Source organism: Guptibacillus hwajinpoensis (assembly GCF_020524165.1).
Classification (GTDB): domain Bacteria; phylum Bacillota; class Bacilli; order Bacillales; family Guptibacillaceae; genus Guptibacillus; species Guptibacillus hwajinpoensis_D.
On record NZ_JAIVKU010000004.1, the window covers coordinates 1 to 24,921 of the forward strand.

Here is a 24,921-nt window from a genome sequence, read left to right on the forward strand (position 1 = left end):
TTTCATGTCTAGCTGCGCGGGCCAAATCTTCCGGCTGTTTCACCCAATCGAATGAGACAAAAAGCGTCTCAATCTCTTGGGCTCCAACATCCTGCAGATTTGAACAGGCCCGCTCCGCTTTCTATGTCTAGCTGCGACTCGCAGAAACTACGATATTTCGCTCTTTCACAAGAACACAAAAAGCGTGTTCTAATTCAAGAGCTCCAATCTCTTCGTTTCTAAACGCTCGTCTCCGCTTTTCATGTCTAGCTGCGCGGGCCAAATCTTCCGGCTGTTTCACCCAATCGAATGAGACAAAAAGCGTCTCAATCTCTTGGGCTCCAACATCCTGCAGATTTGAACAGGCCCGCTCCGCTTTTCATGTTTTTTATGGTAGAATGGAGAGATAGAAATACATGTTCGTATGTACAGGGGAGAGAGTAGCTTTGATTGAATATATTAAAGGCACGGTTGAATATATTGATACAGAATACATTGTAGTGGAGTCCAACTCGATTGGCTATAAAATCTATTGTGGTAACCCATTCGAGTTTCAGAAATATCGAAATCAAGCGATACAAATTTACACGCACCATTATGTGAGAGAAGATTTAATTGCCCTTTATGGTTTTCCGACTCGAGAAGAGCGCCTTTTATTTGAGAAACTTTTGAACGTATCAGGAATTGGTCCTAAAGGAGCTGTTGCGATCTTAGCAACAGGTGAACCTGATAAAGTGGTGAGTGCGATCGAGATGGAAGATGAAAAATTCCTTACGAAGTTTCCAGGTGTAGGGAAGAAAACCGCCCGTCAAATTATCCTTGATCTAAAAGGAAAGCTGAAAGGATTTGGAGCCCCAGTTGAAGGGTTATTTGCTGTTGACGAGGTGCAAGAAGAGGGCGCTCATGAACTTGATGAAGCGCTAGAAGCCTTGAAGGCACTGGGATACGCCGAGCGAGAAATTAAGAAGGTTAAACCCAAACTACTAGAAGAAACGCTAACAACCGATCAGTATATTAAGAAAGCCCTTCAGCTTATGCTGAAGCAATAAGGAGGGAGTAACGTGGAAGAACGAATTCTTTCCGGAGAGCAGGTCGGCGACGACGCATCCGTAGAGTATAGCCTCCGTCCTCAGCGATTAAGTCAGTATATTGGACAAGAAAAAGTAAAGCGAAATCTTGAAGTATTTATTGAAGCGGCAAAAATGCGAGAAGAACCTCTAGATCATGTGTTGTTATACGGTCCTCCAGGTCTCGGTAAGACGACTCTATCTGCCATCATTGCAAATGAAATGGAAGTGAACTTGCGCACAACTTCAGGACCTGCCATTGAACGTCCTGGCGACTTAGCCGCTATTTTAACGGCGCTAGAACCGGGGGATGTGTTATTTATTGATGAGATTCATCGTCTTCCGAGAAGTGTAGAGGAAGTGCTCTATCCCGCAATGGAGGATTATTGTTTGGATATTGTCATTGGTAAGGGAGAAACAGCCAGGTCGGTTCGACTGGATTTACCGCCATTCACGCTTGTTGGGGCGACGACTAGAGCTGGATTATTAACAGCTCCTTTACGAGATCGTTTTGGTGTTCTGAGCAGGCTTGAATATTATTTAGAAAATGAATTGCAAACCATTATTTTGAGAACAGCTGATATATTTAATGTGGAAATGGACCAGGATGCAGCGATTGAGCTAGCACGTCGTTCACGCGGCACGCCACGAATTGCCAATCGCTTGTTAAAACGGGTGCGAGATTTTGCTCAAGTAAAAGGGGATGGGGTGATCTCATCTTCGCTTGCTGCACAGGCGCTTGAAATGATGCAAGTGGATCCGCTTGGACTCGATCATATTGACCACAAGCTTCTGTTAGCGATTATCGAAAAATTTCGCGGCGGGCCAGTGGGAGTGGATACGATTGCTGCTACCATTGGAGAAGAAAGTCATACGATTGAAGATGTATATGAGCCTTACCTGCTTCAAATTGGCTTTCTTCAGCGAACTCCTCGTGGACGTATGGTGACACATCAAGTGTACGAACACTTTGGCATGGAGGTTCCCGAATAACAATGGGCATTTCAAAGCTATTTATCGTGTTAGGGCTCGCTTTTTTAGCTATTGGGGTTTTGTGGTCCTTTGTTGGTAAATTACCGGGTGATCTGGTATTTAAAAGAGGAAATACAACCTTCTTTTTTCCGATTGTTACTTCTATTGTGGTTAGTATAATCCTGTCACTACTCTTTTTTATTATAGGTAAGTTCAGATAAGGGGTAGTTGTCCACCCACCAGTAATAAACTGGTGGGTGGGGAACTGCCCCTTGAGGGTGCGCAGACCGGTCGAGCTGTGGTAAAATCAATAAAGTTGAACACATTTTAGAAATAGTGGTGAAAAAAATGAACGTAAATGATTTTGATTTTGAACTTCCCGAACGTTTGATTGCGCAAACCCCGTTAAAAGAACGGACAAAATCGCGCTTGATGGTACTAGATCCTGCAGAGCAAAAGCTTCATCATAGAGAATTCTCAAACCTGGAGGATTATATCCAACCGGGTGATTGTCTTGTATTGAATGATACGCGTGTCATGCCAGCAAGATTATATGGTTCAAAAGAAGAAACTGGGGCCAAAATTGAAGTTCTCCTTCTTAAGCAAATGGAAGAAGACGAATGGGAGACGCTCGTAAAACCTGCCAAGCGAGTGAAGCCAGGCACTGTCATTTCATTTGGTGATGGACGTCTTACAGCTGTATGTAAAGAGTCACTTGAACATGGTGGACGAGTATTAGAATTCAAGTATGAAGGCGTTTTTTATGAAATCCTCGATCAGCTTGGCGAAATGCCACTTCCCCCGTATATAACAGAAACGCTAGATGATCAAGAGCGATATCAAACCGTTTTTGCAAAGCATAGGGGATCTGCTGCAGCTCCTACTGCAGGCTTGCATTTTACAGAGGAAATGCTTGAGCGTCTTGAAAAAAAAGGTGTTCATATAGCATTTATTACGCTTCATGTTGGGCTAGGCACGTTCAGGCCAGTTTCTGTCGATAATATTCTTGAGCATGAAATGCATGGGGAATTTTATCAACTGACTAAGGGGACGGCGGATCTGTTGAATCGTGTACGAGAAGATGGTGGTCGCATCATTTCAGTAGGAACTACTTCAACAAGAACGCTAGAAACTGTAGCATCATCTCATGATGGTCGTTTTGAAGAAGCATCTGGTTGGACTGAAATTTTTATTTACCCGGGTTATACGTTTAAAGCAATTGATGGACTGATTACAAACTTCCACCTGCCTCAGTCAACATTGATCATGCTCGTAAGCGCCCTTGCGGGAAGAGATTTTGTGCTTTCCGCTTATCGTACGGCCGTTGAAGAAGAGTACCGATTCTTCAGTTTTGGTGATGCAATGTTGATTTTGGAAGGGAGCACGAAGAAATGACGGAACCAATCCGCTATGAATTAATTAAAACCTGTAAACAAAGTGGTGCACGTCTTGGTAAACTGCATACGCCACATGGAACGTTTGAAACGCCGATGTTTATGCCAGTTGGAACGCTTGCAACAGTTAAAACGATGAGTCCGGAAGAATTAAAAGAAATGGGTGCGGGAGTTATTCTTAGTAATACCTATCACCTCTGGCTTCGTCCAGGACATGATATAGTCAAAGAAGCAGGTGGTCTCCATAAGTTTATGAACTGGGATCAGCCCATCCTCACCGATTCCGGTGGCTTCCAGGTATTTAGTCTAAGTGATCTTAGACAAATTGAAGAAAAAGGCGTGCATTTCCGTAATCATTTGAGTGGTGAAAAACTCTTCCTTTCTCCAGAAGGAGCGATGGAAATTCAAAATGCCCTTGGTTCAGATATTATGATGGCATTCGATGAGTGTCCCCCTTATCCAGCCGAATTTGACTATATGAAGAGTTCTGTCGAGCGGACAAGTCGATGGGCAGAGCGTTGTTTAACAGCTCATGAACGAAAAGATATTCAAGGATTATTCGGTATTGTTCAGGGTGGAGAGTATGAAGAATTGAGAAAGCAAAGCGCTGAAGATCTAGTGTCGCTTGATTTTCCAGGCTATGCGATTGGCGGTCTTTCCGTTGGGGAACCAAAAGACGTTATGAATCGTGTTCTTGAATTTACGACGCCTCATCTTCCATCTCAGAAGCCTCGTTATCTCATGGGGGTTGGATCACCCGATTCTCTTATAGATGGTGCGATTCGGGGAGTGGATATGTTCGATTGTGTGCTTCCAACTCGGATTGCCCGTAATGGAACTTTGATGACAAGTAACGGTCGCCTTGTGGTTCGAAATGCAAAATATGCACGCGACTTCCGTCCACTTGATGAAAATTGTGATTGTCACGTTTGTCGAAATTACTCAAGAGCGTATATTCGCCATCTTGTGAAATCGAATGAAACATACGGCTTTCGATTAACGACTTACCATAACCTTTATTTTCTGTTAAACTTGATGAAGCAAGTTAGACAGGCGATTATGGATGACCGTCTTCTAGACTTTAAGGCTGAGTTTTTTGAGCAGTATGGGTTTAATAAGCCAAATGCGAAAAACTTTTAATCCATAGATTGTGTAACTGCTAGAAAGGGGTGAAAAGATTATGAGTTCTACGTTAATGAATTTAGTCCCGCTTCTATTAATGTTTGCGATTTTCTATTTCCTTTTGATTCGCCCGCAACAGAAGCGTCAAAAGAAAACAAAAGAAATGCAAGCAAGCCTAGAAAAAGGGAATAAAGTTGTTACCATCGGAGGAATGCACGGCATTATCGATGCAATGGACGAAGGTACAATTACAATCCGTACAACTGACGGTACAAAAATGGTGTTTGATCGAGCGGCTATCCGCGAGTCAATTACTGAGTATAGCAAGTAATAAGAAGAGCGTCCTCAGAGGAGGGCGCTCTATTTTTATGCTTCGCGATGATTTCCTCCTTTGACATTAACCCCTATGATTCCTCCAAGAACGCATATGAGACCGTAGCCAGCATGATAAAGGAGTTGCTCAAGGTTCATGTTTACGCGATAACCTAAATATTGAATAAGAAAGAGGAGGATGATATACATACAAGCTGTTCCTCCACCAAGTAGCCATCCGCGTTCGCCACCTTTTCCGCCAGAGATAAACCCTCCAATAAAGAAGGCGATGACTGTGGCCACAATAATGAACGGATTCATTCCTTGCTCAGATACCGAAGTGAAACGAAGAATTAATGAAAAAAGGACACTAGTTGCAAGGACGATAACAATAATTGTTAGTAAGCCCGATCCCATACTTGAGAGTGCATGTTTGGATCTCATTTTCATCCCCCTTAAAACGAGATAGTTTGTACATTGTATTCGACGAAGAATGAAATAGAAGTCTATTCATGAATTCGGACAGCCCGTCATACGATGTTAGAAACAGGACAGGGAAGGGGCAGTATGGATTGGACATGATGATTGCGCTCACCATATTTGTTCTTGCTTATATAGGTATTATTACAGAAAAAATCAATCGTGCGATCGTGGCCTGTGGTGGCGGATTACTCATGTTACTCGCGGGAATTACAACGACTGATTCAGCGTTTATGAACCACGTAGATTGGAATACGATCGCCCTCTTGTTTTCAATGATGATTCTCGTTTCCATAACAAGTCAAAATGGGTTGTTTGAATATATTGCGATTAAGCTTGCACAACAAGTAAAGGGAAAACCGTTGCCACTTCTTGCTGTTATTGGTACGTTAACTGCAGTTGGATCGGCACTATTAGATAACGTCACCACAGTTCTTCTTCTTGTTCCGATTACGCTTACTCTGACAAAAATATTGAAAATTACAAGCACGCCATTTTTAGTAACCGTCATCTTATCTTCCAATATAGGTGGCACGGCGACTTTAATCGGTGACCCCCCCAACATTATGATTGGTCAAGCGGTTGATCATCTTGAGTTTAATGATTTCCTTTACAACCTTGCCCCTATTGTCGTGGTGATTTATGCGGTGATTATTACAGCACTGTTATTTTTCTTCCGTAAGAGACTAACTGTAGATGATTCGCATCGCCAGTCTTTATTGAAAATTGATGCCAATCAGTATTTAAAAAAAGGGCCGCTGCTTTATAAGTCTTCAGCTGTGCTTTTAATGACCATAGCGGGGTTTCTCCTACATCCCATTCTACATACTGAATTGACAAATATTGCGATGGCAGGAGCTGTTCTTTTATTATTGATTACCCAAAAAGAACACAAGGTGGAAGAAGTTTTCGAATCGATTGAATGGGTTACGCTATTTTTCTTTATGGGTCTATTTATCCTTATTGGTGGATTAGAGGAAGTAGGGATTATCGATGAAGTTGCTAGAGGCATCCTATTATATACAGACGGTGATTTGCCAAAGACTTCCCTTGTGATTTTATGGGGAGCAGGCATTCTATCTGCCTTTTTAGATAACATTCCATTTGTCGCAGCCATGATCCCGGTGATCACAGAATTTTCGGGCTATGGGATGACAAATCTGGATCCATTGTGGTGGTCCCTTGCGTTGGGTTCCTGTCTTGGCGGCAATGGAACCTTAATCGGAGCTTCCGCAAATGTCGTTGTAGCTGGGCTTGCGCTCAAAGATAAACAAGAAGTGAAGTTTATCGCTTTTCTTAAAATCGGTATACCGGTCGTATTTATTTCGCTTGTTATTAGTACCTTCTATATTTATTTCAGATACTTACTTCCCTACTACTAGGGAAGTTTTTTTGCTATTGTTTTATGAACGTCTATCCCATTTCCAATACATTCCCTCATGTAGAAAGGAAAGGTGGTTAAACTAAATAAAACAAGCTCGAAGGGAGGGATTAAGGATGGAATACATGACCATTATTTTAAGAACGCTCGTCTTATATTTTGTCATTATCTTTGTTTTTAGAGTGATGGGCAAACGAGAAATCGGTCAGTTAAGCATTCTTGATTTTGTTGTTTCGATCATGATTGCAGAACTTGCTGTGATGTCTATAGAAGATCCACAGACACCCATGCTAAATACAATTGTTCCAATGATTGTGCTTGTATTAATACAGATCCTTATGGCTTTTGTTTCACTAAAAAGTGAAAAAGTACGTGAAATAGTGGATGGTAAACCTTCCGTATTAATCGATCGAGGCAAAATTGATGAAACCGAGATGAAAAAACAGCGCTATAACTTTGATGATCTCCTGATTCAATTGAGAGAGAACAACATTGCATCTGTCTCAGATGTTGAATTTGCAATCCTTGAACCTTCTGGAAAGCTTTCGGTTATTAAAAAAGAAGAAGATAACAAAAAAGAAGAGCCGGCAACCTTAATGCCTCTTCCCCTGATTCTAGATGGAAAAGTTCAGGAGGAACATCTTGAGCGAATTGGAAAAACAGCGCTATGGCTTAGACAAGAACTTAGAAAAGTGGGCCATAAAGATATAAAGCGGATTTCATTTTGTTCTCTCCATAAAAATGGAAGTTTTTTTATTGATTTAAAGAATGAGAAAAAGTAACCGTAACGGTTACTTTTTGGCTAGATGATTTTAGTTAAACATTCAGCGAATGAATTTACCAATGAAAGGCATTCTTCTTAAATCATGTCGATTAATAAGTCCAAACAGTAGTAAAATCACAATATAAATGATCGATGTGACAGAGATAGCTAATATTGTTCCTGGTATGTCAGAAGAAGACGAAGAGAAGGTTTGATACAGAAAATGTCCGATAAATCCAGTTACCATAATGGATGTTACCCCTTTTAAAAAATCACTTACAACAAGTGAAAACCCGATCGCTTTTACAAGAGTAGCGAAGTGGAGAAGGGTGACAAGTAGAATTCCAATAACAATGGCAAGGGCAGCTCCCATAATGCCTAACTCAGGTCGAGAAGCAAGAAAGAAGATGGCGAGCAGTTTAACTCCTGCGCCAATAAAACTATTGATCATAGCAGCCTTGGCTAAATCTAATGCTTGAAGAGCCGCTGCAAGCGGCCCCTGAAAATAATAGAAGAAAAAGAAAGGCGCCATAACTTGTACATAAATGGCGACATGAGGGGCGTTGTACATGATATCCATTAGTGGAACGGCAAAGATATAAGTGATGACGACCGAAAGTCCACCAGCTACCATTGATAATCGGATTGCTTGACTTAACCGATGTTGAATTTGTTTATACTGCTTCTGAGCATGTGCTTCACTAATAGCGGGAACGAGCGAAACTTGTAGAGAATAGGTGATGAAAGTTGGAAGAAACAAAAGTGGGATCGCGAGCCCGGTTAAGTGACCATACTGTTTAGTAGCCAGCGTAGTGGCAACTCCAGCGATCGCAAGACTTCTGGCTACCATAATTGGTTCAAAAAAATAAGATAGAGAACCAATGAGCTGGCTTCCAGTTGTAGGCAAAGATATACTCATTAAGTTGTTAAAAGTTTCTCTGCCCCCTTTTAAATAAGTGAAAAAACCGCTTCTAACTTTTACTCGCTTCTTCATTTTAAACATTGAAAACATAAATAGAAGTGAAGCTAGTTCTCCGAGAACTACGGAAATCATTGCACCTGCAGCAGCATATTCAACACCATAAGGTAAAAACGCTCCTGTAAGAACTGCCACGAGGCAAATGCGTACGATCTGTTCAATTACTTGAGAGTAAGCAGACGGCCTCATGTTCTGTAATCCCTGGAAATACCCTCTTAGCACGGAGGAAAGTGCGACGATTGAGACAACTGGAGCTATGGCAACAAGAGGATAGAAGGTCCGTTCATCTGTGAACACCTCTTTTGACAAAAAAGGCGCTGCAACGATCATCATCGTCGTAAATATAACGCTAAGAACAGTGGTAATGGAAAGTGAGACAATTAATATCTGTTTAATCTTCTGACGATTCCCTTCGGCATCTGCTTCAGCTACCATTTTTGAGATTGCCACCGGTAGCCCCATACGTGTTAACGTGATGGTTAAAATTAATGTAGGAACAGCCATCATATACAGACCGACACCTTCTTCTCCCATCACACGAACCATCACTATACGGTTAATAAATCCTAATACCTTTGTGATTAACCCAGCTAAGATGAGAAACAGTGTCCCTCTAAGAAAGGTTTGCTTTGACATATACACCCTACTTTCTATCCAGAATACACCTGAGAAATTGTAGAAAAGTCTAGATATTTTTTATCACTATGTATATGCTTATTAGGGGACAAAGCATGACAGGCATATAGGAGTGTTTTAATGAAAGAAGAAATTAAACAGTTTGTTGTAGAGAACCTTAGTTTTCTACCTCAGGAAGTGATTGTCGTTGTGATTTCTGCACTTCCAATATTAGAATTAAGAGGTGGAATTCCTCTTGCGTATACGTTTGACTTTTCATTTTTTAAGGCTTTCTCGCTGAGCCTTCTAGGAAATGCGTTACCGATTATTCCGTTACTTCTTCTTTTTCATCCGTTAAGTAATTGGTTGATGAAATTTAAGTGGTATAAACGGTTTTATGATTGGCTTTATCACAGAACGATTAACAAAAGTAAGAACGTTGATAAGTATGGCGCAATTGGGCTGATTTTGTTTACAGCTGTCCCGCTTCCGACGACAGGAGCCTATAGCGCCTGTGTTGCTGCGGCTTTGTTTGCAATTCGTTTTAAATATGCCTTTCTATCCATCCTAACTGGCGTCATTATTGCAGGGCTTGGAGTAGGCGCGGCAATTTATTCGATTTTTTAAGTGAGACCGGATGCTGTTTCTTTAGTGTTTGGATGATTATTGGTGATTGGAAGATAATGATAAGGGAGGAGACCGAGTGATGAATGAGTGGAAGAAAGAAGTATCCCCAGCACTTGAAAGCAAACGGGACGAATTTCTATTGTTAGGATATAGTGGGGCGACTATGGACGAAATCTGGGAGTGTCTCCTTGCACGTTTTGAAAAAAACAATGAACTTGGAGAAATGAAGTTGCATCAATTGGTGAACGAAATTATGCGTTTATCCGTCAATGAATATATGAATTGGTTAACCATTCATGCCTATAAAGGAACAAAAACCTTTGAAAGTAAGGTCTAAAAAAGACTGAAATTGACAGAAAAATTCATCATTCGATATAATAGCTAGTATTGTGTGCTATACGATTTACATAAGCAAGAATGTTGGGGGTTTAGAGAGGAGTTTTTTTTATGGTGAAAAAAGGCCGGATCGTAGCGTTCTTTCTGATCGTCCTTTTGCTTGGCGGGTTAATTGGAACAACCGTCATGGGTGTTACAAAAGACATTAAATTAGGTCTTGACCTACAAGGTGGATTTGAAGTTCTTTATGAAGTAGAACCAGCTCAAGAGGGGCAGGAACTTAGTCAGGATTTGTTAAACAGTACAGTAAGTGCCCTGTACAAGCGTATTAACGTACTTGGGGTTTCAGAACCTCGCATTACAATCGAAGGCGATGATCGCATTCGCGTGCAGCTTGCTGGAGTGAAGGATCAGAATCAGGCACGTGAACTTTTGTCTACCCAGGCGGAGTTAACTTTCCGTACGACGGACGACGAAGAGAAGATGAGTGGTGCTGATCTCAAAGAAGGAGCGGCAAAGGTTGTATTTGATAACAATCAGCCAGTCGTTCAGGTAACATTAAAAAAACCTGAACAATTTGCAAACATTACGCGAGAAATTAGTCAGTTGCCTCCACCGGAAAACCGACTTGTCATCTGGCTTGATTATGAAGAAGGCGATTCATATAAAGAGGAAGTAACAAAACCAGCTGATGAGCAGAAATTCATTTCGGATCCAGCTGTTAATGAAGTGCTTTCTCAAAATACGGTCATCATATCGGGACCGCCATTTCAGTTAGAAGAAGCTGAGAATTTACAAGATCTGTTAAATGCAGGCTCGCTACCAGTTAAGCTTGATGAAATTTATTCAACTTCAGTTGGCGCGCAGTTTGGAGAGCAATCTCTTGATAAAACAGTCATGGCTGGATTTATTGGTATCGGCTTAATTTTCTTATTCATGCTGTTTTATTATCGTTTACCTGGGGCAATTGCTGTTGTTACTTTAAGCGTATATATTTATCTGATTCTTGTTGTGTTTAACTGGATGCATGCTGTGTTAACTCTTCCGGGAATTGCCGCGTTAATACTCGGTGTCGGTATGGCGGTTGACGCAAACATTATTACTTATGAACGGATCAAAGAGGAATTGCGTTCAGGTAAATCGGTTATGTCAGCTTTTAAAGCTGGAGGAAGACGTTCCTTTACAACGATTTTTGATGCGAACATTACCACGTTAATTGCAGCTGGTGTTTTATTCGCTTATGGTACAAGCTCAGTTAAAGGATTTGCGGTTATGTTGATCACAAGTATCGTCGTTAGCTTTTTGACTGCCGTGTGGGGTTCTCGAATTCTTCTCGGCCTATGGGTCAAGAGCAGGGCACTGAATAAGAAGCCCGGACTTTTTGGCGTAAAGGAGAGTGAAATCGATGAGCTCTAAAGTAAGAGATACTAAGTTTGATTTCGTCAAACATCGGAATAAATTTTTTGCGATTTCACTTGCATTAATTGTTCTTGGTGGTTTAGCAATTGCGATCTTTGGCTTGAATCTTGGTATTGATTTTTCAAGTGGTTCTCGGGTGGACCTTCAATCTGATAGTAAGCTCACCACGGAAGAAGTAAGCCAAGAATTTGATGATCTTGGATTTGCTCCTGAGTCTGTCACGCTTGCAGGTGGTGGCGACATGGCGGTTGCTGCATTTAAAAATGAGCTTGGGAAAGACGAGATTGCAAAAATTAAAGATCATTTCACAGAACTCTACGGAGCTGAACCAAATATTAGTACCGTTTCCCCGGATGTGGCAGTGGATCTAGCTAAGAATGCATTCATTGCCCTTACCATTGCATCCGTTGGGATTATTCTATACGTAGCGATTCGCTTTGAGTGGCTTCAAGGCGTAGCAGCCATTGTGGCGTTATTTCATGACGCATTTTTCATTATTGCTGTATTCAGCATTCTGCAGATTGAAGTCAACATTACATTTATTGCGGCAGTGCTAACCATTGTTGGTTATTCGATTAACGATACGATCGTGACCTTCGACCGTATTCGTGAAAATATGAAATTCGAGAAAAAGGTAAAGACATTTGAAGATGTAGCACGTGTAGTGAACAAAAGTCTCGTTCAAACGCTTGCTCGTTCGATCAATACCGTTCTTACAGTTGTCTTTGCAGCAGCTGCCTTAACAATCTTTGGTGGAGAAGCAATCCGACCATTCGCGATTGCGCTATTGATTGGACTCGTTGCCGGAACTTACTCTTCTCTCTTTATTGCCTCTCAACTTTGGGCAGTATGGAAAGGGAAACAGTTAAAAAAGAAAAAATTCACTCCTGCTGAAAGTGAAGTATAAGAGGTAGGATACCTCAGAAGAAAAGCCATGGCCTAGCCATGGCTTTTACGTGTCAAAGTAGGGTGTGAGAACCTGAGATAAGGGTAAAGCTATATTGATGATGAATTGGATTTGTAAGAGGTGGAGAAATGAATAAAGAAGAACGATTTCGAAAAGCAGAAATTGCAGCGATCGTTGGTATTCTAGGAAATATTATTCTAGCTGTATTAAAAGGTGTGATAGGTTCCATTTCCAACAGCCGAGCTCTAATCGCAGATGCGGCACACTCGGCTTCCGACGTAGCTGGATCGTTTGCGGTTTTTATAGGGTTGCGTGCAGCGAAACTGCCTCCAGATAAAGACCACCCTTATGGTCATGGAAAAGCAGAGTCCATCGCAGCCATTATCGTAGCCGTTTTGTTATTACTGGTGGGAGTAGAAATTGGCATTAGTTCTGGGAAAGCGATTTTTAAACCAATCGAGGCTCCGGGAACGCTTGCGCTATATGGTGCTTTGATTTCAATCGTTGTAAAAGAAGTGATGTTTCAATATAAGTACCGATTGGGTAAAAAGATAAAAAGTGATGCGCTGATTGTCAATGCGTACGAACATCGCTCAGACGTTTATTCTTCTATTGCAGTTTTGATTGGGATAGCGGGAGCCATTTTAGGAAGTAAGCTTCATTTACCATGGTTAATTTACGCTGATCCTATTGCAGGAATTTTTGTTTCGGTGTTAATTGCAAAAATGGCTGTGCAGCTTGGATTTGATTCCATTCACACAACGCTCGACCATGTTTTACATGAGGAAGATACGTTTGAGTATAAGGAAGTTATTAATGGTATGCCGGGCGTTGTTAATCTCGATGAGTTTTATGCTAGAGAGCATGGGCACTATGTTATTATTGATATTAAGTTAGGTGTAGATCCTGATATTTCTGTTAAAGAAGGACATGACATCGGTAAGGCAGTAAAGGAACGCCTTCTTAAAGAGGAAGAGGTTCATGATGTGTTAGTGCATATAAATCCATATGAACCAAAGGAAAAAAAGAGCGACTAACGGAATAGGTATTGAAGTAGAGGAGGTAGATTTAGATGAAGGGACAGTGGGGATTAGTCGTAGCACTTTTATTTGCCCTCATTATTGCCGTTTTTTCAGTTGTGAATGTAGATCCAGTTCAAGTCAATTACGTGTTTGGCACTTCTGATTGGCCACTTGTACTTGTTATATTAGGGTCGGTATTGATGGGCGCCATTCTTGTACTTGGGTTCGGGATGGTGAAATATTATAAATTGAAAAGAGAACTTAAAAAGCTACAAAAAGAAAATGAGAAATTAAAATCTGAGCCGGTCGCTAGCGAAACAAAAGCGGTGCACACACCACTTGATGGAGAAGCGATGGATGAAGGAACAGGTACTGACGGGGAATAAAAAAATGTGAAAGCCTTGATCGCATCAGGGCTTTTTTTAGTGGGATAAACTCACTTCAATAAGATTCCTCTTCTTGAACTATGGTCAAACCTTTGTAAACTATATATAATGAACAGGTTAAGAGGTGATTCGATGTTAAGATCTAAAACGCGCTGGAAACTAGCTGAATCAGATGAAAAAAGCATTGATCGGCTCCAGAGTGAACTTGAAATTTCTCGACTCGCTGCATCGCTTTTAGTGAATCGAGGTATCAATGGAGAAGAGGAAGCAAGAAGGTTTTTATATAAAGAGAATTTAACCTATCATGACCCGTTCTTAATGGACGGGATGAAGGAAGCGGTTGAGAGAATTCAACGTGCTATTGCTTCTGAAGAACGCATTCTCATCTTTGGGGACTACGATGCAGATGGAGTGAGTAGTACGACAGTTTTGGTTTACACGTTACGTGAGCTTGGTGCGGCTTTCGATTACTATATCCCAAATCGATTTACAGAAGGATACGGCCCGAACGAAGCAGCGTTTAGGCAGGCAAAAGAAGACGGCTATGAGCTTATTGTAACGGTTGATACCGGTATTTCAGGAGTTCATGAGGCTGAAGTCGCAAAGGAAATAGGCATTGATCTCATCATTACTGATCATCATGAGCCACCACCTGTGCTTCCAGATGCTTATGCGACGATTAACCCAAAGAAGCCCGGCTGCACTTATCCATTTAAGGGACTGGCTGGTGTAGGCGTTGCCTTTAAATTATCACATGCCTTACTTGGTCGAATTCCAGGGCACTTACTTGAAATTGCAGCCATGGGTACAATTGCAGATTTAGTTCCACTTCAAGATGAGAATCGTCTTCTAGCAAGTGAGGGGATACGAGCACTTCAAAATTCAAGCAAACCGGGAATTAAAGCGCTTTTGGACGTATGTGGATTGAAAGGTCAGGAGTTAAATGAAGAGCATCTTGGTTTTGGGATAGGTCCAAGGTTAAACGCTGCAGGACGTTTGGATAGTGCAGATCCCGCTGTTGAGCTCCTTACAACAGATGATCCGTTACTAGCAGAACAACTTGCTTCTGATATTGATGCTCTTAATAAAAGCCGTCAAGAGCTTGTGAACACGATGACGAAAGAAGCGATTGAAGAAGTTGAAACAAACTATTTAAGTGATGAAAGCAATCGCGTTCTCATTATTGCAAGAGAAGGGTGGAATGCAGGGGTTATAGGAATTGTTGCCTCTCGCCTTGTTGAGAAATATTACCGTCCAACAATTGTAATGAGTATTGACCGAGAAAAAGGTGTGGCAAAAGGTTCCGCTCGTAGTATCGAAGCGTTTGATATGTTTGCGAATCTTTCAGAATGTAGAGACATTCTGCCCCATTTTGGTGGACATCCGATGGCAGCAGGCATGACCATTGATTTGGGATACCTCGATCAATTGCGATCAAGATTGAACAATCAGGCTTTGGAAAAGTTAACGGAAGAAGATCTAACGCCCCTTACCAAAGTCGATCTTCATTGTCGTGTAGAAGATGTAAGCCTCGATACCATTGAAGAAATGAATCTTCTAGCCCCTTTCGGTGTAAGTAATCCGAAACCAGTTGTCATGCTTAAAGATGTTCATTTATCACAAATTAGACGAATTGGTAGTCAGGACAATCATCTGAAGGTAGGACTTGAGGAAAATGGCGTAACGCTTGACGGAGTAGGCTTCCATTTTGGCTATGCTTTTGAAGAAATTGCCTCAAGAGCTGCTGTAAGTGTGATTGGTCAGCTTGCTGTCAATGAATGGAATGGACTTCGAAAACCACAAATTTTTGTAAAAGATATCGCAGTCAATGAATGGCAGCTTTTTGATTATCGTGGCATACGCGATTTAAAGAAACGCTTAGAAACCCTTCCGCTCGATAAGCTTGTCATGGTTGCATTTCAGAATAACACCATATCAAAACTTGGTCTTGATAAATGGAAGAGTTATATCGTTACTAATCCATCAGAGCAAGACTTGTCGTTTGAGCAAAAGTATGTGATGCTACTTGATCTTCCTGACTTAGAAGAAGATCTCGTGAATCTTTTTCGCTCAGGCGGCTTACCAGATCGAACGTATGCAGTTTTTGAACATGAAGAAGATCATTTCTTCTCAACACTACCGTCACGTGAAGATTTTAAATGGTTCTATGCTTTCTTGATGAAAAAAGGTAGCTTCCATTTACGAGATGCTGAAAAACTTGCCAAACATAAAGGGTGGTCAAAAGAAACGGTTCCTTTTATGTCAGAGGTGTTTTTTGAGCTAGATTTTGTTACAATGGATAATGGACTGATTTCACTAAATCCACAATCTGTCAAAACTGAATTAACTTCTTCTAAAACGTATAGGAGTAAGCTTGAAAAAGCAAAGCTCGAAAATGATTTTTGCTATTCCTCCTATCATGCTTTGAAAAGTTGGTTCGATCAATCAGTTAATTGTTTCAATAGCACTGAGGAGGCCATTAAGTAAATGAATTATAAAGATTATATCGCAGTGGTTGAAGATTATCCGAAAGAGGGTATTCGTTTTAAAGACATCACTCCGTTAATGCAAAACGGCGAAGCTTATCGTGGGGTCGTGAATGATATTGCAGATTTCGCGAAAGATAAAAATGTTGATGTTATTGTAGGACCAGAAGCAAGAGGATTCATCGTAGGGTGTCCAGTTTCATATATACTGGGTATTGGTTTTGTGCCTGTTCGAAAAGAAGGCAAATTACCACGTGAAGTAGCTAAAGTTGACTATGGTCTTGAATACGGAAAAGACGTCCTTACGATTCATAAGGATGCTATTAAACCGGGGCAAAGAGTCTTAATTACAGACGATTTACTTGCTACTGGCGGTACGATTAATGCGACAATTGAACTGGTAGAAATGCTTGGAGGAGTCGTAGTAGGACTTGCTTTCATGATTGAGCTTTCATACCTCGAAGGTCGTAAAAATCTTGATCGTCATGATATTTTTACGTTAATGACATACTAAAGAATGGAGTGTCCGAATTGCCGGACGCTCTTTCTCTTTATGAACCTTTTTCGAAGTAATCCGGTTATTACCAAATAGGAAAAACGACATTTTTCCCTTAATGTCTTTACATGCTGACTTTTTTTAACGATAATAGAAGCAATATACCAACAGTAATCAAGGTGATTTGATGACGATAGAAGAAGTGATGGAAAGAGCGGAGCAGTATTTGTCTGAAGACGATCTCTCCTATCTTAATAGAGCATATGAATACGCGCGTAAAGCACATGAAGGCCAGTACCGTAAATCGGGTGAACCCTATATTATTCATCCTATTGAGGTTGCTGGCATTCTTGTGAATCTTGAAGTGGACCCCGTTACAGTTGCAGGGGGCTTTCTTCATGATGTCGTCGAAGACACTGACGTAACGCTTGAGCAAATTTCTGATGAATTCAGTCCTGAACTCGCCATGCTTGTCGACGGCGTGACAAAACTGAAAAAAATCAAGTATAAGTCAAAGCGCGAGCAACAAGCAGAGAATCATCGGAAAATGATGATAGCCATGGCACAGGACATAAGGTGCATTCTCATTAAATTGGCAGACCGTCTTCATAATATGCGGACATTGAAGCACATGCCAAAAGAAAAACAGATGCAAAAGGCGAATGAGACGCTTGAAATTTTTGCGCCACTTGCACATCGTCTTGGTATTTCCACGATTAAGTGGGAGCTTGAGGATACAGCACTTCGCTATTTAAATCCACAGCAATACTATCGTATTGTGAACTTGATGCAGAAGAAACGAGCCGAACGTGAAGGATTTGTGCATGAAGTGGTGGATGAAATTCAAGAACGTGTTAAAGAAGTTTCGATTGACGCTGAAATATCTGGACGTCCCAAACATATTTACAGTATTTATCGCAAAATGGCTAAGCAACATAAGCAGTTTAATGAAATATACGATTTACTAGCAGTCCGTATTGTCGTAAACAGCATTAAAGACTGCTATGCTGTTCTGGGTATTATTCATACGTGCTGGAAGCCTATGCCAGGGCGTTTCAAAGATTACATCGCCATGCCAAAAGCAAATATGTACCAATCTCTTCATACGACCGTAATTGGTCCAAAAGGTGATCCACTTGAGGTGCAAATTCGAACTTCTGATATGCACAAAGTTGCGGAATACGGGATTGCGGCGCATTGGGCCTACAAAGAAGGCGACGAAAATCAAGTGAATAGTTCTTTTGAGAAAAAGCTCTCTTGGTTTAGACAAATTCTTGAGTGGCAAAATGATGTTTCTAATGCAGAAGAATTCATGGAATCACTTAAGATTGATTTGTTTAGTGATATGGTATTTGTTTTTACGCCTAAAGGAGACGTCTTTGAGTTGCCAACAGGCTCAGTGCCTCTTGATTTCGCTTACCGTATCCACACTGAAATTGGAAATCATTGTATTGGTGCTAAGGTGAATGGCAAAATGGTGCCGCTGGATCACCGATTAAAAACGGGCGATATTGTTGAAGTTCTGACTTCGAAGCACTCTTATGGTCCTAGTAAAGACTGGCTCAAAATTAGTCAAAGTTCTCACGCTAAGAATAAAATTAAGCAGTGGTTTAAAAAAGAAAAGCGTGAAGAAAACGTTGAAAAGGGCCGTGAGCTAGTAGAAAAAGAAATTAAAAACCATGGCTTTGAGTTAAAAGCTGTTCTTACAGCAGATAACATAGCGAATGTATCAAAAAAATTCAACTTTACAAGTGAAGAAGATATGTATGCAGCAGTTGGATATGGTGGAATTACTGCTGCACAAATTGCTACAAGACTAACAGATAAGGCTCGTAAAGAACGGACGAAAGAGCAGGAAGAAGAGCTAGCAAAATCAATTATTGAAGGAAAGACACACTCCCCTTCTCGTCCCCCAAAGAGAGCAGAATCTGGCGTTCGAGTGAAAGGGATAGATAACCTGTTAATTCGTCTTTCACGATGCTGTAATCCTGTTCCAGGTGATGATATTGTAGGATACATTACGAAGGGAAGAGGGGTATCCATTCACAGGAAAGACTGTCCCAATGTGAATGATGAGAATGGTCAAGAGCGCCTCTTAGAAGTTGAATGGGAAAGTGACTCACCAAAAAATTATAATGTGGACATCGAAATCAGCGGTTTTGATCGTCGTGGGCTCTTAAATGAAGTCCTTCAGGCTGTCGCTGAAACAAAAACGGATATGACCTCCGTCTCTGGTCGATCGGATAATAATAAAATGGCTACGATCAGTATGACCGTTTCGATCAGGAATACCGCTCACCTTCAGAAAGTCGTTGAGCGAGTGAAGCGTATTCCAGATATCTATGCTGTGCGTAGAATTATGCAGTAAAGTAGAAAGGAAGTTCTTCATGAAAGCCGTTATACAACGTTCTAAGCATGCCTCAGTCACCGTGAACGGAAAGACAACAGGCCAGATTGATTCTGGTCTTGTCGTCCTTCTAGGCGTCACTCACGAAGACACAGAGGAAGATGCCGCTTATCTCGCTTCTAAGATTGCCAACCTACGTATATTTGAAGATGAAAATGATCGCATGAACTTATCTGTTAAAGATAAAGGCGGAGCCATTCTTTCGATTTCACAATTTACTTTATACGGGGATTCGCGTAAAGGAAGGCGTCCTAACTTTATGCAAGCAGCGAAGCCTTCTGAAGCAATCATTCTTTATGAGAAGTTTAATGAGCTACTTAGAAAAGAAGACCTAGACGTACAGACTGGTATATTCGGTGAAATGATGGATGTTCATCTTACGAATGATGGTCCGGTCACCTTGGTAATTGAAAGTAAAGAATAGAGAAAAGCCGCGTTCCTTTTGGACGCGGCTTTTCTTTATTCATCTTTTATGTGCATATGGGAAATCATTCTAAAAAAGCAAGAATGCCATTTGAAATCTCCGATGTGATGTTATTTTGATAGGATGCCTTATTTACTAACTGCTCTTCCCAAGGGTTGGAAAGGAAACCCAGTTCGAGAAGAACGGAAGGCTGCTGGTTATTTCGTAGAACATAGTAATTGCCAAAACGTATGCCGCGATCTCGTAAAGAAGTATCGTCGCCAATCTCGGCGTGAATAGCCGTGGCAAGTGTCATATCTCCGTCCTCGTAATAATAAGTTGTGGTACCATTTGCTGTTGGATCAACAGTGCTGTCGAAATGAATGCTGACAAAAGCATCTGCTAGGTATTGCTCAGAAATTAGTGTTCGTTGTGAAAGAGAGATAAATGTATCATCTTCTCTTGTTAGAATCACCTCTACACCTGCATTTTTTAATTTCTCAGCAATTGTGTTAGTCGTTTTAAGCGTAAGGATTTTTTCAAGCGTTGTAATTCCTAAAGCCCCGCTATCAAAACCTCCGTGTCCAGCATCAAGTACGACCGTTTTCCCTGACGTTAACTTGGGAGAAGTGGTAAGCCTTGAAACGGTGGAAACGACCCAATCTGCTACGTAAGCTGAACGCCCATCATCAAGGAGGATACGGTACCATTCACCTTCTTTTCCGTCTATTTGATAGCGCTCTTGGACCGACGCTTGACTGATGACACCATAGCTTAAGCCAGGTCCGCTTCTAAGATTCGTCGCGTGATATAGAATCGTTACAAAGCCTTCTTCTTCCTTCTTATCGGTGTTTTGCAAATAGGTGCTGTCCACCCAACCTGTTTGTCCGTTGTCATATCGGATGAAGCTCCAATTGTTTTCTGTTTTCATTTCTTCGACGACCGAACCTAAAGGGAGTTGAGATAGAATACGGTTTTCTGTCCCGGGCATTTCTCGAACATTTAATAGCCTTGTGATGACTTCTTTGTTGGTATCGGAGTTTTGTTCCTTCTCTAGTGATTTAGAAGTTACTAACCATGAAGCCACCCAACCTGTTTGTCCGTTATAATCGATTGAAATCCAATCACCTTTGCTCCTTAAAACGGTCCAATCGCTGTCTTGAGAAATACTCCCAAGAATTTTGTATTCTTTACCTGGACCCGATCGTACTTGTAAATTTGATACAGTCGAGTGAATCGTTTGTTCACTTGCTGCCTCTGTCGTTAACGTAGCGAACCTACTAGCTACCCATCCTTTTTCACCCGTTTCAAGCTCTACATATAGCCAATTATCTTGATTCTTGATAATCGTTGCTTTGTCACCTTGATGCACCTGAGTAATGATGGTGGACGAAATGGATGCTTGTGAACGAACATTAACGGTTTGTTCGAAAAGAGCATTAGTCGCTGCTGATGCTGCTGTATGAGGAATAAGAATGGCTATGAAAAATAAGGGGATAAAAAAAATCGTTCTTTTCAATGGAAATCTCCTTTCAATAAACCTTAGCATAGATAATTTCTTTATCGGATGAAAAGATTCCTTCGTTTAGTTGTAAAACCACTATTTTTTGGTGAAACTAAGAAAATAATATACGAAGAGGGTGAGCTTTCATGCGATCGACGAATAAAGAAATGATGAGCTACAACATGTCTCAACCAGAATTTGGCGTCGACTTTCATGATTTTTTACAAAAAGAACAGTGTTTGTCAAATATGGAACTCGCAGAAGAATTTGGCCTATCGCTGAAAAGTGTCAAAATCATGAAACAAAAAATGAAAAGATAAAACCATCCCGAATACACTTGACAAAAAAAACGCTGACTCGTATGATAGAAAACAATTCAGTAAATCGATACGAAGCTCCGATGAGGAAGAAAAGTAAAAAAATACCGGGTTGAGCAGAGAGGAAATGCCGTTAGGCTGAGAGCATTTCTCGATACCGCTTTTTTGAAAGACACTTCCAAGGATCGTCTCCGAACAGGTAACTCAGTAGGGGGCGACGTAAACAGGCGTTAACTGTTTTAAGAGGAAGGATATGTCCTTCCATTAGGGTGGCACCGCGGGTAACTCTCGTCCCTGAATTTCGATTCAGGGATGGGAGTTTTTTTTGTATCCAAAAATAGCTTCCCCGCTTCAGTTTCGCCTAGGAGAGCTTCTTGTAAGTGATTAAAGGAGGATAAATCATGAGTTTTCAAATTCCTAGAGGTACACAGGATATTGTTCCTGGTACTTCAGAGTTATGGCAATACATTGAAAATAAGGCGAGAGATATTTGCCGTAGATACAATTATCATGAACTACGCACACCAATTTTTGAACACACTGAGTTGTTCCAACGCGGTGTTGGCGATACAACGGATATCGTTCAAAAAGAAATGTACACATTTGAAGATCGAGGAAATCGTAGCTTAACACTTCGTCCTGAGGGAACTGCTTCAGCCGTTCGTGCATATGTGAATAATAAAATGTATGGCTTACCTGAGCAGCCGGTGAAATTGTATTACATCGGCCCTATGTTCCGCTATGAACGCCCTCAATCAGGACGGATGAGACAATTTGTTCAGTTCGGAATTGAGGCTCTTGGTAGTAATGATCCTTCTATTGATGCAGAGGTCATTGCTCTTGCAATGAGCTTGTATCAAGAATTAGGGCTTAAAAAGCTTAAGCTCTATTTAAATAGTCTCGGCGATAAAGAAAGTCGCGAAGCTCACCGTGAAGCACTTGTTAATCATTTTCAACCGAGAATTGGGGAGTTCTGTAGTGACTGTCAAAGTCGTCTTGAGAAAAACCCACTTCGCATTCTGGATTGTAAAAAGGATCGTGATCATGAATTAATGGAGACTGCGCCATCAATCATTGATTACTTGAATGAAGATTCTTCCACTTATTTTGCTAAGGTTAAAGAAGCATTGGATCAAATGGGAATCGAATATGTTCTCGACGATCGCCTTGTACGTGGACTGGATTATTATAATCATACGGCATTTGAGATTATGAGCGACGCTGATGGATTTGGTGCCATTACCACACTTAGCGGTGGTGGTCGTTATAACGGCCTGGTTGAAGAGATGGGTGGCCCATCAACGCCAGGAATCGGATTTGCAATGAGTATTGAACGATTGCTAATGGCGTTAGAAGCAGAAGGCGTAAACCTACCAATTGAAAAGACGATTGATTGCTACGTTGTTACAATGGGTGAGGAAGCACAGAAAGTTTCCAATGGTCTTGTTCAAAAGCTTAGAAAAGCTGGACTTTCAACTGAGCGTGACTACCTTGATAAGAAGATGAAAGGTCAGTTTAAAGCGGCTAATCGATTGAACTCAAAGGTTGTTGCCATCCTGGGTGATGAAGAAATTGAGAAAAATGAAATTAATATTAAAGATATGAACACTGGTGAACAGGAAGCAATAAGCCTATCAGAAGTAGATCGCTATCTTGTTAAGAAATTAAAGGAGGAAGTTGGAGAATGATCGGAAGAAGTCATGCATGCGGCAAAATACGTGAAAGTGAAATTGGAGAAACAGTGGAACTGAAAGGATGGGTTCAGAAACGTCGGGATCTTGGCGGATTAATCTTTATTGATTTTAGAGACCGTTCAGGGATCGTACAGGTTGTTTTTAACCCTGATCTATCAAAAGAAGCTCTAGAACTTGCGGAGAATGTAAGAAATGAATACGTTCTTGGCATAACAGGGAAAGTGGTGGCACGTGGGGAAGGGACAGTAAACCAAAATCTTCCGACTGGCTCCATCGAAGTACATGCTGAATCACTTGAAATTCTTAATGCAGCTAAAAATCCTCCCATTAGCATTGCAAATGATGTAGAGGTTGGCGAAGATATTCGTTTGAAATATCGCTATTTGGATTTACGTCGTCCAGTGATGCAAGAGACTTTCAAGCTACGTCATCGCACAACAAAAGTGATTCGTGATTTCTTAGATCACAATGAATTCCTTGAAATTGAAACACCAATGTTAACGAAAAGTACGCCAGAGGGCGCTCGTGACTACCTTGTGCCAAGTCGTGTTCACGAAGGCGAATTCTACGCGCTACCACAGTCTCCTCAGCTGTTCAAACAGCTATTAATGGTTTCGGGTTTTGAGCGCTATTACCAGGTTGTTCGTTGCTTCCGTGATGAAGACCTTCGAGCGGATCGTCAACCAGAATTTACTCAAGTCGACATTGAAACATCGTTTCTTCCGAAAGAAGATTTGATTAAGATGATGGAAGAAATGATGAGTGCGGTATTGAAAGAAACGAAGGGGATAGAAATAAATACCCCGTTCCAACGCATGACTCATGCAGAAGCGATGAATCGTTATGGCTCTGATAAACCTGATACGCGTTTTGAGATGGAATTTGTGGACGTATCAGAACTTGTAAAAGACTCTGATTTTAAAGTTTTCTCTGGAGCTGTTGCTTCTGGCGGAGCTGTTAAAGGAATTAACGCGAAAGGCGCTGCTAGCGAATACTCACGTAAAGATATCGATGCTTTAACAGAATATGTGAAAACTTACAAAGCAAAAGGGCTTGCATGGTTGAAAGTAGAAGAAGATGGTTTGAAAGGACCTATTTCTAAATTCTTTGATGAAGCTCTTGCCGCTCAACTGAAAGAAGCTTTCGATGCAGAAGCAGGTGACCTTCTTCTGTTCGTAGCTGACAGTAAGTCTGTCGTAGCAGACAGTCTCGGTTCTCTTCGTTCAAAACTTGGAAAAGATCTTGATCTTATTGACTATTCTAAATTTAATTTCCTATGGATCATGGACTTCCCGCTGATGAGTTACGATGAGGAAGCAGATCGCTATTTTGCGGAACACCATCCATTTACAATGCCTTTGAAAGAAGATCTTCATCTTCTCGAGGAAGCGCCTGGAAAAGTTCGTGCAGATGCCTATGACCTTGTTCTAAACGGTTATGAGTTAGGTGGAGGATCACAGCGTATTTTCCAACGTGATGTTCAAGAGAAAATGTTTAAAGCGCTAGGCTTTACAACAGAAGAAGCAGAGGCTGAGTTTGGCTTCCTACTTGAAGCGTTTGAATACGGAACACCACCACATGGCGGTATCGCATTTGGTCTTGATCGTCTTGTGATGTTGCTAGCTGGTAGAACAAATCTTCGCGACACGATTGCATTCCCTAAAACAGCGAGCGCAAGCTGCTTGTTAACTGAAGCGCCGTCTCCGGTTAGCGAAGATCAGTTAAAAGAGCTTCATCTTGAGCTTGCTAAGAAGCCAGTTGCTGCTGAAAAGGAATAAAAAAATAATATAATGGACCTAATGCACGAAGATTGAAATCAGTTTGAAGGTCTGCTATAATTCAATTACAAGTTA

General features: G+C 41.2%; 22 protein-coding genes, 1 pseudogene and 1 other annotated feature. Of the genes and pseudogenes, 20 read left to right on the plus strand and 3 right to left on the minus strand.

The window, feature by feature from the left end; translation table 11 throughout:
- The first annotated feature begins 425 nt into the window (after positions 1-425).
- The 6 genes from ruvA (at position 426) to yajC (ending at position 4,865) form a co-directional block, all read left to right on the plus strand.
- Positions 426-1,028 carry a Holliday junction branch migration protein RuvA gene (gene ruvA / locus LC090_RS06960; RefSeq protein WP_226656650.1) on the plus strand — a complete coding sequence of 201 codons (603 nt, stop codon included), beginning with the start codon at positions 426-428 and terminating at the stop codon, positions 1,026-1,028.
- A gap of 12 nt (positions 1,029-1,040) precedes the next feature.
- On the plus strand, positions 1,041-2,039 hold the full coding sequence (gene ruvB / locus LC090_RS06965; RefSeq protein WP_226656652.1) for a Holliday junction branch migration DNA helicase RuvB: 999 nt from the start codon (positions 1,041-1,043) through the stop codon (positions 2,037-2,039).
- Between the two features lie 2 nt (positions 2,040-2,041).
- Positions 2,042-2,239, plus strand: coding sequence for a DUF2905 domain-containing protein (locus LC090_RS06970; RefSeq protein WP_226656654.1), 198 nt, complete (start codon positions 2,042-2,044; stop codon positions 2,237-2,239).
- A 127-nt stretch (positions 2,240-2,366) separates the two neighbouring features.
- On the plus strand, positions 2,367-3,413 hold the full coding sequence (gene queA / locus LC090_RS06975; protein WP_226656656.1) for a tRNA preQ1(34) S-adenosylmethionine ribosyltransferase-isomerase QueA: 1,047 nt from the start codon (positions 2,367-2,369) through the stop codon (positions 3,411-3,413).
- Positions 3,410-4,552 (plus strand): tRNA guanosine(34) transglycosylase Tgt, encoded by a 1,143-nt coding sequence (gene tgt, locus LC090_RS06980; protein WP_226656658.1) that lies wholly within the window; start codon positions 3,410-3,412, stop codon positions 4,550-4,552. Before queA ends, tgt begins: the two co-directional genes overlap by 4 nt.
- Positions 4,553-4,592: 40 nt before the next feature.
- Positions 4,593-4,865 carry a preprotein translocase subunit YajC gene (yajC, locus tag LC090_RS06985; RefSeq protein ID WP_226656660.1) on the plus strand — a complete coding sequence of 91 codons (273 nt, stop codon included), beginning with the start codon at positions 4,593-4,595 and terminating at the stop codon, positions 4,863-4,865.
- Positions 4,866-4,900: 35 nt separating this feature from the next.
- On the opposite strand, the gene LC090_RS06990 is transcribed toward yajC, so the two are convergent.
- Positions 4,901-5,290 carry a TIGR04086 family membrane protein gene (locus LC090_RS06990; protein WP_226656662.1) on the minus strand — a complete coding sequence of 130 codons (390 nt, stop codon included), beginning with the start codon at positions 5,288-5,290 and terminating at the stop codon, positions 4,901-4,903.
- Between the two features lie 128 nt (positions 5,291-5,418).
- On the opposite strand from LC090_RS06990, the gene LC090_RS06995 reads away from it, so the two are divergent.
- Both LC090_RS06995 and LC090_RS07000 read left to right on the plus strand, forming a co-directional pair.
- Positions 5,419-6,708 carry an ArsB/NhaD family transporter gene (locus LC090_RS06995; protein ID WP_226656664.1) on the plus strand — a complete coding sequence of 430 codons (1,290 nt, stop codon included), beginning with the start codon at positions 5,419-5,421 and terminating at the stop codon, positions 6,706-6,708.
- A gap of 115 nt (positions 6,709-6,823) precedes the next feature.
- A complete protein-coding gene (locus LC090_RS07000) occupies positions 6,824-7,489 on the plus strand; it encodes a YetF domain-containing protein (RefSeq protein WP_226656665.1) in 666 nt (221 codons plus the stop codon).
- 42 nt (positions 7,490-7,531) lie between these two features.
- Here LC090_RS07000 and spoVB read toward each other — a convergent pair whose 3' ends face one another.
- A complete protein-coding gene (gene spoVB, locus LC090_RS07005; RefSeq protein ID WP_226656667.1) occupies positions 7,532-9,085 on the minus strand; it encodes a stage V sporulation protein B in 1,554 nt (517 codons plus the stop codon).
- A 120-nt stretch (positions 9,086-9,205) separates the two neighbouring features.
- On the opposite strand from spoVB, the gene LC090_RS07010 reads away from it, so the two are divergent.
- The 9 genes and pseudogenes from LC090_RS07010 (at position 9,206) to dtd (ending at position 19,574) form a co-directional block, all read left to right on the plus strand.
- Positions 9,206-9,691, plus strand: a complete 486-nt coding sequence (locus tag LC090_RS07010; protein WP_226656669.1) for a COG2426 family protein — start codon at positions 9,206-9,208, stop codon at positions 9,689-9,691.
- Positions 9,692-9,770: 79 nt separating this feature from the next.
- A complete protein-coding gene (locus LC090_RS07015; protein WP_226658405.1) occupies positions 9,771-10,028 on the plus strand; it encodes a post-transcriptional regulator in 258 nt (85 codons plus the stop codon).
- 110 nt (positions 10,029-10,138) lie between these two features.
- Positions 10,139-12,353, plus strand: a pseudogene (gene secDF / locus LC090_RS22120) (protein translocase subunit SecDF).
- Positions 12,354-12,481: 128 nt separating this feature from the next.
- Positions 12,482-13,390, plus strand: coding sequence for a cation diffusion facilitator family transporter (locus LC090_RS07030; protein WP_226656675.1), 909 nt, complete (start codon positions 12,482-12,484; stop codon positions 13,388-13,390).
- A gap of 35 nt (positions 13,391-13,425) precedes the next feature.
- Positions 13,426-13,761 (plus strand): LapA family protein, encoded by a 336-nt coding sequence (locus LC090_RS07035; protein ID WP_226656677.1) that lies wholly within the window; start codon positions 13,426-13,428, stop codon positions 13,759-13,761.
- A 132-nt stretch (positions 13,762-13,893) separates the two neighbouring features.
- A complete protein-coding gene (gene recJ / locus LC090_RS07040) occupies positions 13,894-16,248 on the plus strand; it encodes a single-stranded-DNA-specific exonuclease RecJ (RefSeq protein WP_226656679.1) in 2,355 nt (784 codons plus the stop codon).
- Complete coding sequence (locus LC090_RS07045; protein ID WP_224593445.1) at positions 16,249-16,761, plus strand: adenine phosphoribosyltransferase; 513 nt, start codon at positions 16,249-16,251, stop codon at positions 16,759-16,761.
- A gap of 187 nt (positions 16,762-16,948) precedes the next feature.
- Entirely contained in the window at positions 16,949-19,111 is a 2,163-nt protein-coding gene (locus LC090_RS07050) for a RelA/SpoT family protein (RefSeq protein WP_425590655.1), read from the plus strand.
- A gap of 19 nt (positions 19,112-19,130) precedes the next feature.
- The gene (gene dtd / locus LC090_RS07055; RefSeq protein WP_226656683.1) at positions 19,131-19,574 is read left to right on the plus strand and encodes a D-aminoacyl-tRNA deacylase; all 444 of its coding nucleotides are present in this window, start codon (positions 19,131-19,133) and stop codon (positions 19,572-19,574) included.
- Between the two features lie 64 nt (positions 19,575-19,638).
- Here dtd and LC090_RS07060 read toward each other — a convergent pair whose 3' ends face one another.
- Positions 19,639-21,072: an N-acetylmuramoyl-L-alanine amidase gene (locus LC090_RS07060; protein WP_226656685.1), complete on the minus strand. Its 1,434-nt coding sequence runs from the start codon at positions 21,070-21,072 to the stop codon at positions 19,639-19,641.
- 131 nt (positions 21,073-21,203) lie between these two features.
- On the opposite strand from LC090_RS07060, the gene LC090_RS07065 reads away from it, so the two are divergent.
- The 3 genes from LC090_RS07065 to aspS all read left to right on the plus strand — a co-directional run bounded on the left by LC090_RS07065 (position 21,204) and on the right by aspS (position 24,846).
- A complete protein-coding gene (locus LC090_RS07065; RefSeq protein ID WP_098444369.1) occupies positions 21,204-21,377 on the plus strand; it encodes an RNA polymerase subunit sigma-70 in 174 nt (57 codons plus the stop codon).
- Between the two features lie 71 nt (positions 21,378-21,448).
- Positions 21,449-21,673 (plus strand) — a binding site (T-box leader).
- Positions 21,674-21,775: 102 nt separating this feature from the next.
- Entirely contained in the window at positions 21,776-23,062 is a 1,287-nt protein-coding gene (gene hisS, locus LC090_RS07070) for a histidine--tRNA ligase (RefSeq protein WP_226656687.1), read from the plus strand.
- Complete coding sequence (aspS, locus tag LC090_RS07075; RefSeq protein ID WP_226656689.1) at positions 23,059-24,846, plus strand: aspartate--tRNA ligase; 1,788 nt, start codon at positions 23,059-23,061, stop codon at positions 24,844-24,846. The genes hisS and aspS overlap by 4 nt, the downstream gene beginning before the upstream one ends.
- Positions 24,847-24,921: the final 75 nt, after the last annotated feature.

Bases quoted from the DNA above. Each gene is read 5' to 3' on its own strand.
- LC090_RS06970 (WP_226656654.1), top strand. From the start codon at position 2,042: ATGGGCATTTCAAAGCTATTTATCGTGTTAGGGCTCGCTTTTTTAGCT.
- queA (WP_226656656.1), top strand. From the start codon at position 2,367: ATGAACGTAAATGATTTTGATTTTGAACTTCCCGAACGTTTGATTGCG.
- tgt (WP_226656658.1), top strand. From the start codon at position 3,410: ATGACGGAACCAATCCGCTATGAATTAATTAAAACCTGTAAACAAAGT.
- yajC (WP_226656660.1), top strand. From the start codon at position 4,593: ATGAGTTCTACGTTAATGAATTTAGTCCCGCTTCTATTAATGTTTGCG.
- LC090_RS06990 (WP_226656662.1), bottom strand. From the start codon at position 5,290: ATGAGATCCAAACATGCACTCTCAAGTATGGGATCGGGCTTACTAACA.
- LC090_RS07000 (WP_226656665.1), top strand. From the start codon at position 6,824: ATGGAATACATGACCATTATTTTAAGAACGCTCGTCTTATATTTTGTC.
- spoVB (WP_226656667.1), bottom strand. From the start codon at position 9,085: ATGTCAAAGCAAACCTTTCTTAGAGGGACACTGTTTCTCATCTTAGCT.
- LC090_RS07010 (WP_226656669.1), top strand. From the start codon at position 9,206: ATGAAAGAAGAAATTAAACAGTTTGTTGTAGAGAACCTTAGTTTTCTA.
- LC090_RS07015 (WP_226658405.1), top strand. From the start codon at position 9,771: ATGAATGAGTGGAAGAAAGAAGTATCCCCAGCACTTGAAAGCAAACGG.
- LC090_RS07030 (WP_226656675.1), top strand. From the start codon at position 12,482: ATGAATAAAGAAGAACGATTTCGAAAAGCAGAAATTGCAGCGATCGTT.
- LC090_RS07035 (WP_226656677.1), top strand. From the start codon at position 13,426: ATGAAGGGACAGTGGGGATTAGTCGTAGCACTTTTATTTGCCCTCATT.
- recJ (WP_226656679.1), top strand. From the start codon at position 13,894: ATGTTAAGATCTAAAACGCGCTGGAAACTAGCTGAATCAGATGAAAAA.
- LC090_RS07045 (WP_224593445.1), top strand. From the start codon at position 16,249: ATGAATTATAAAGATTATATCGCAGTGGTTGAAGATTATCCGAAAGAG.
- LC090_RS07050 (WP_425590655.1), top strand. From the start codon at position 16,949: ATGGAAAGAGCGGAGCAGTATTTGTCTGAAGACGATCTCTCCTATCTT.
- dtd (WP_226656683.1), top strand. From the start codon at position 19,131: ATGAAAGCCGTTATACAACGTTCTAAGCATGCCTCAGTCACCGTGAAC.
- LC090_RS07065 (WP_098444369.1), top strand. From the start codon at position 21,204: ATGCGATCGACGAATAAAGAAATGATGAGCTACAACATGTCTCAACCA.
- hisS (WP_226656687.1), top strand. From the start codon at position 21,776: ATGAGTTTTCAAATTCCTAGAGGTACACAGGATATTGTTCCTGGTACT.
- aspS (WP_226656689.1), top strand. From the start codon at position 23,059: ATGATCGGAAGAAGTCATGCATGCGGCAAAATACGTGAAAGTGAAATT.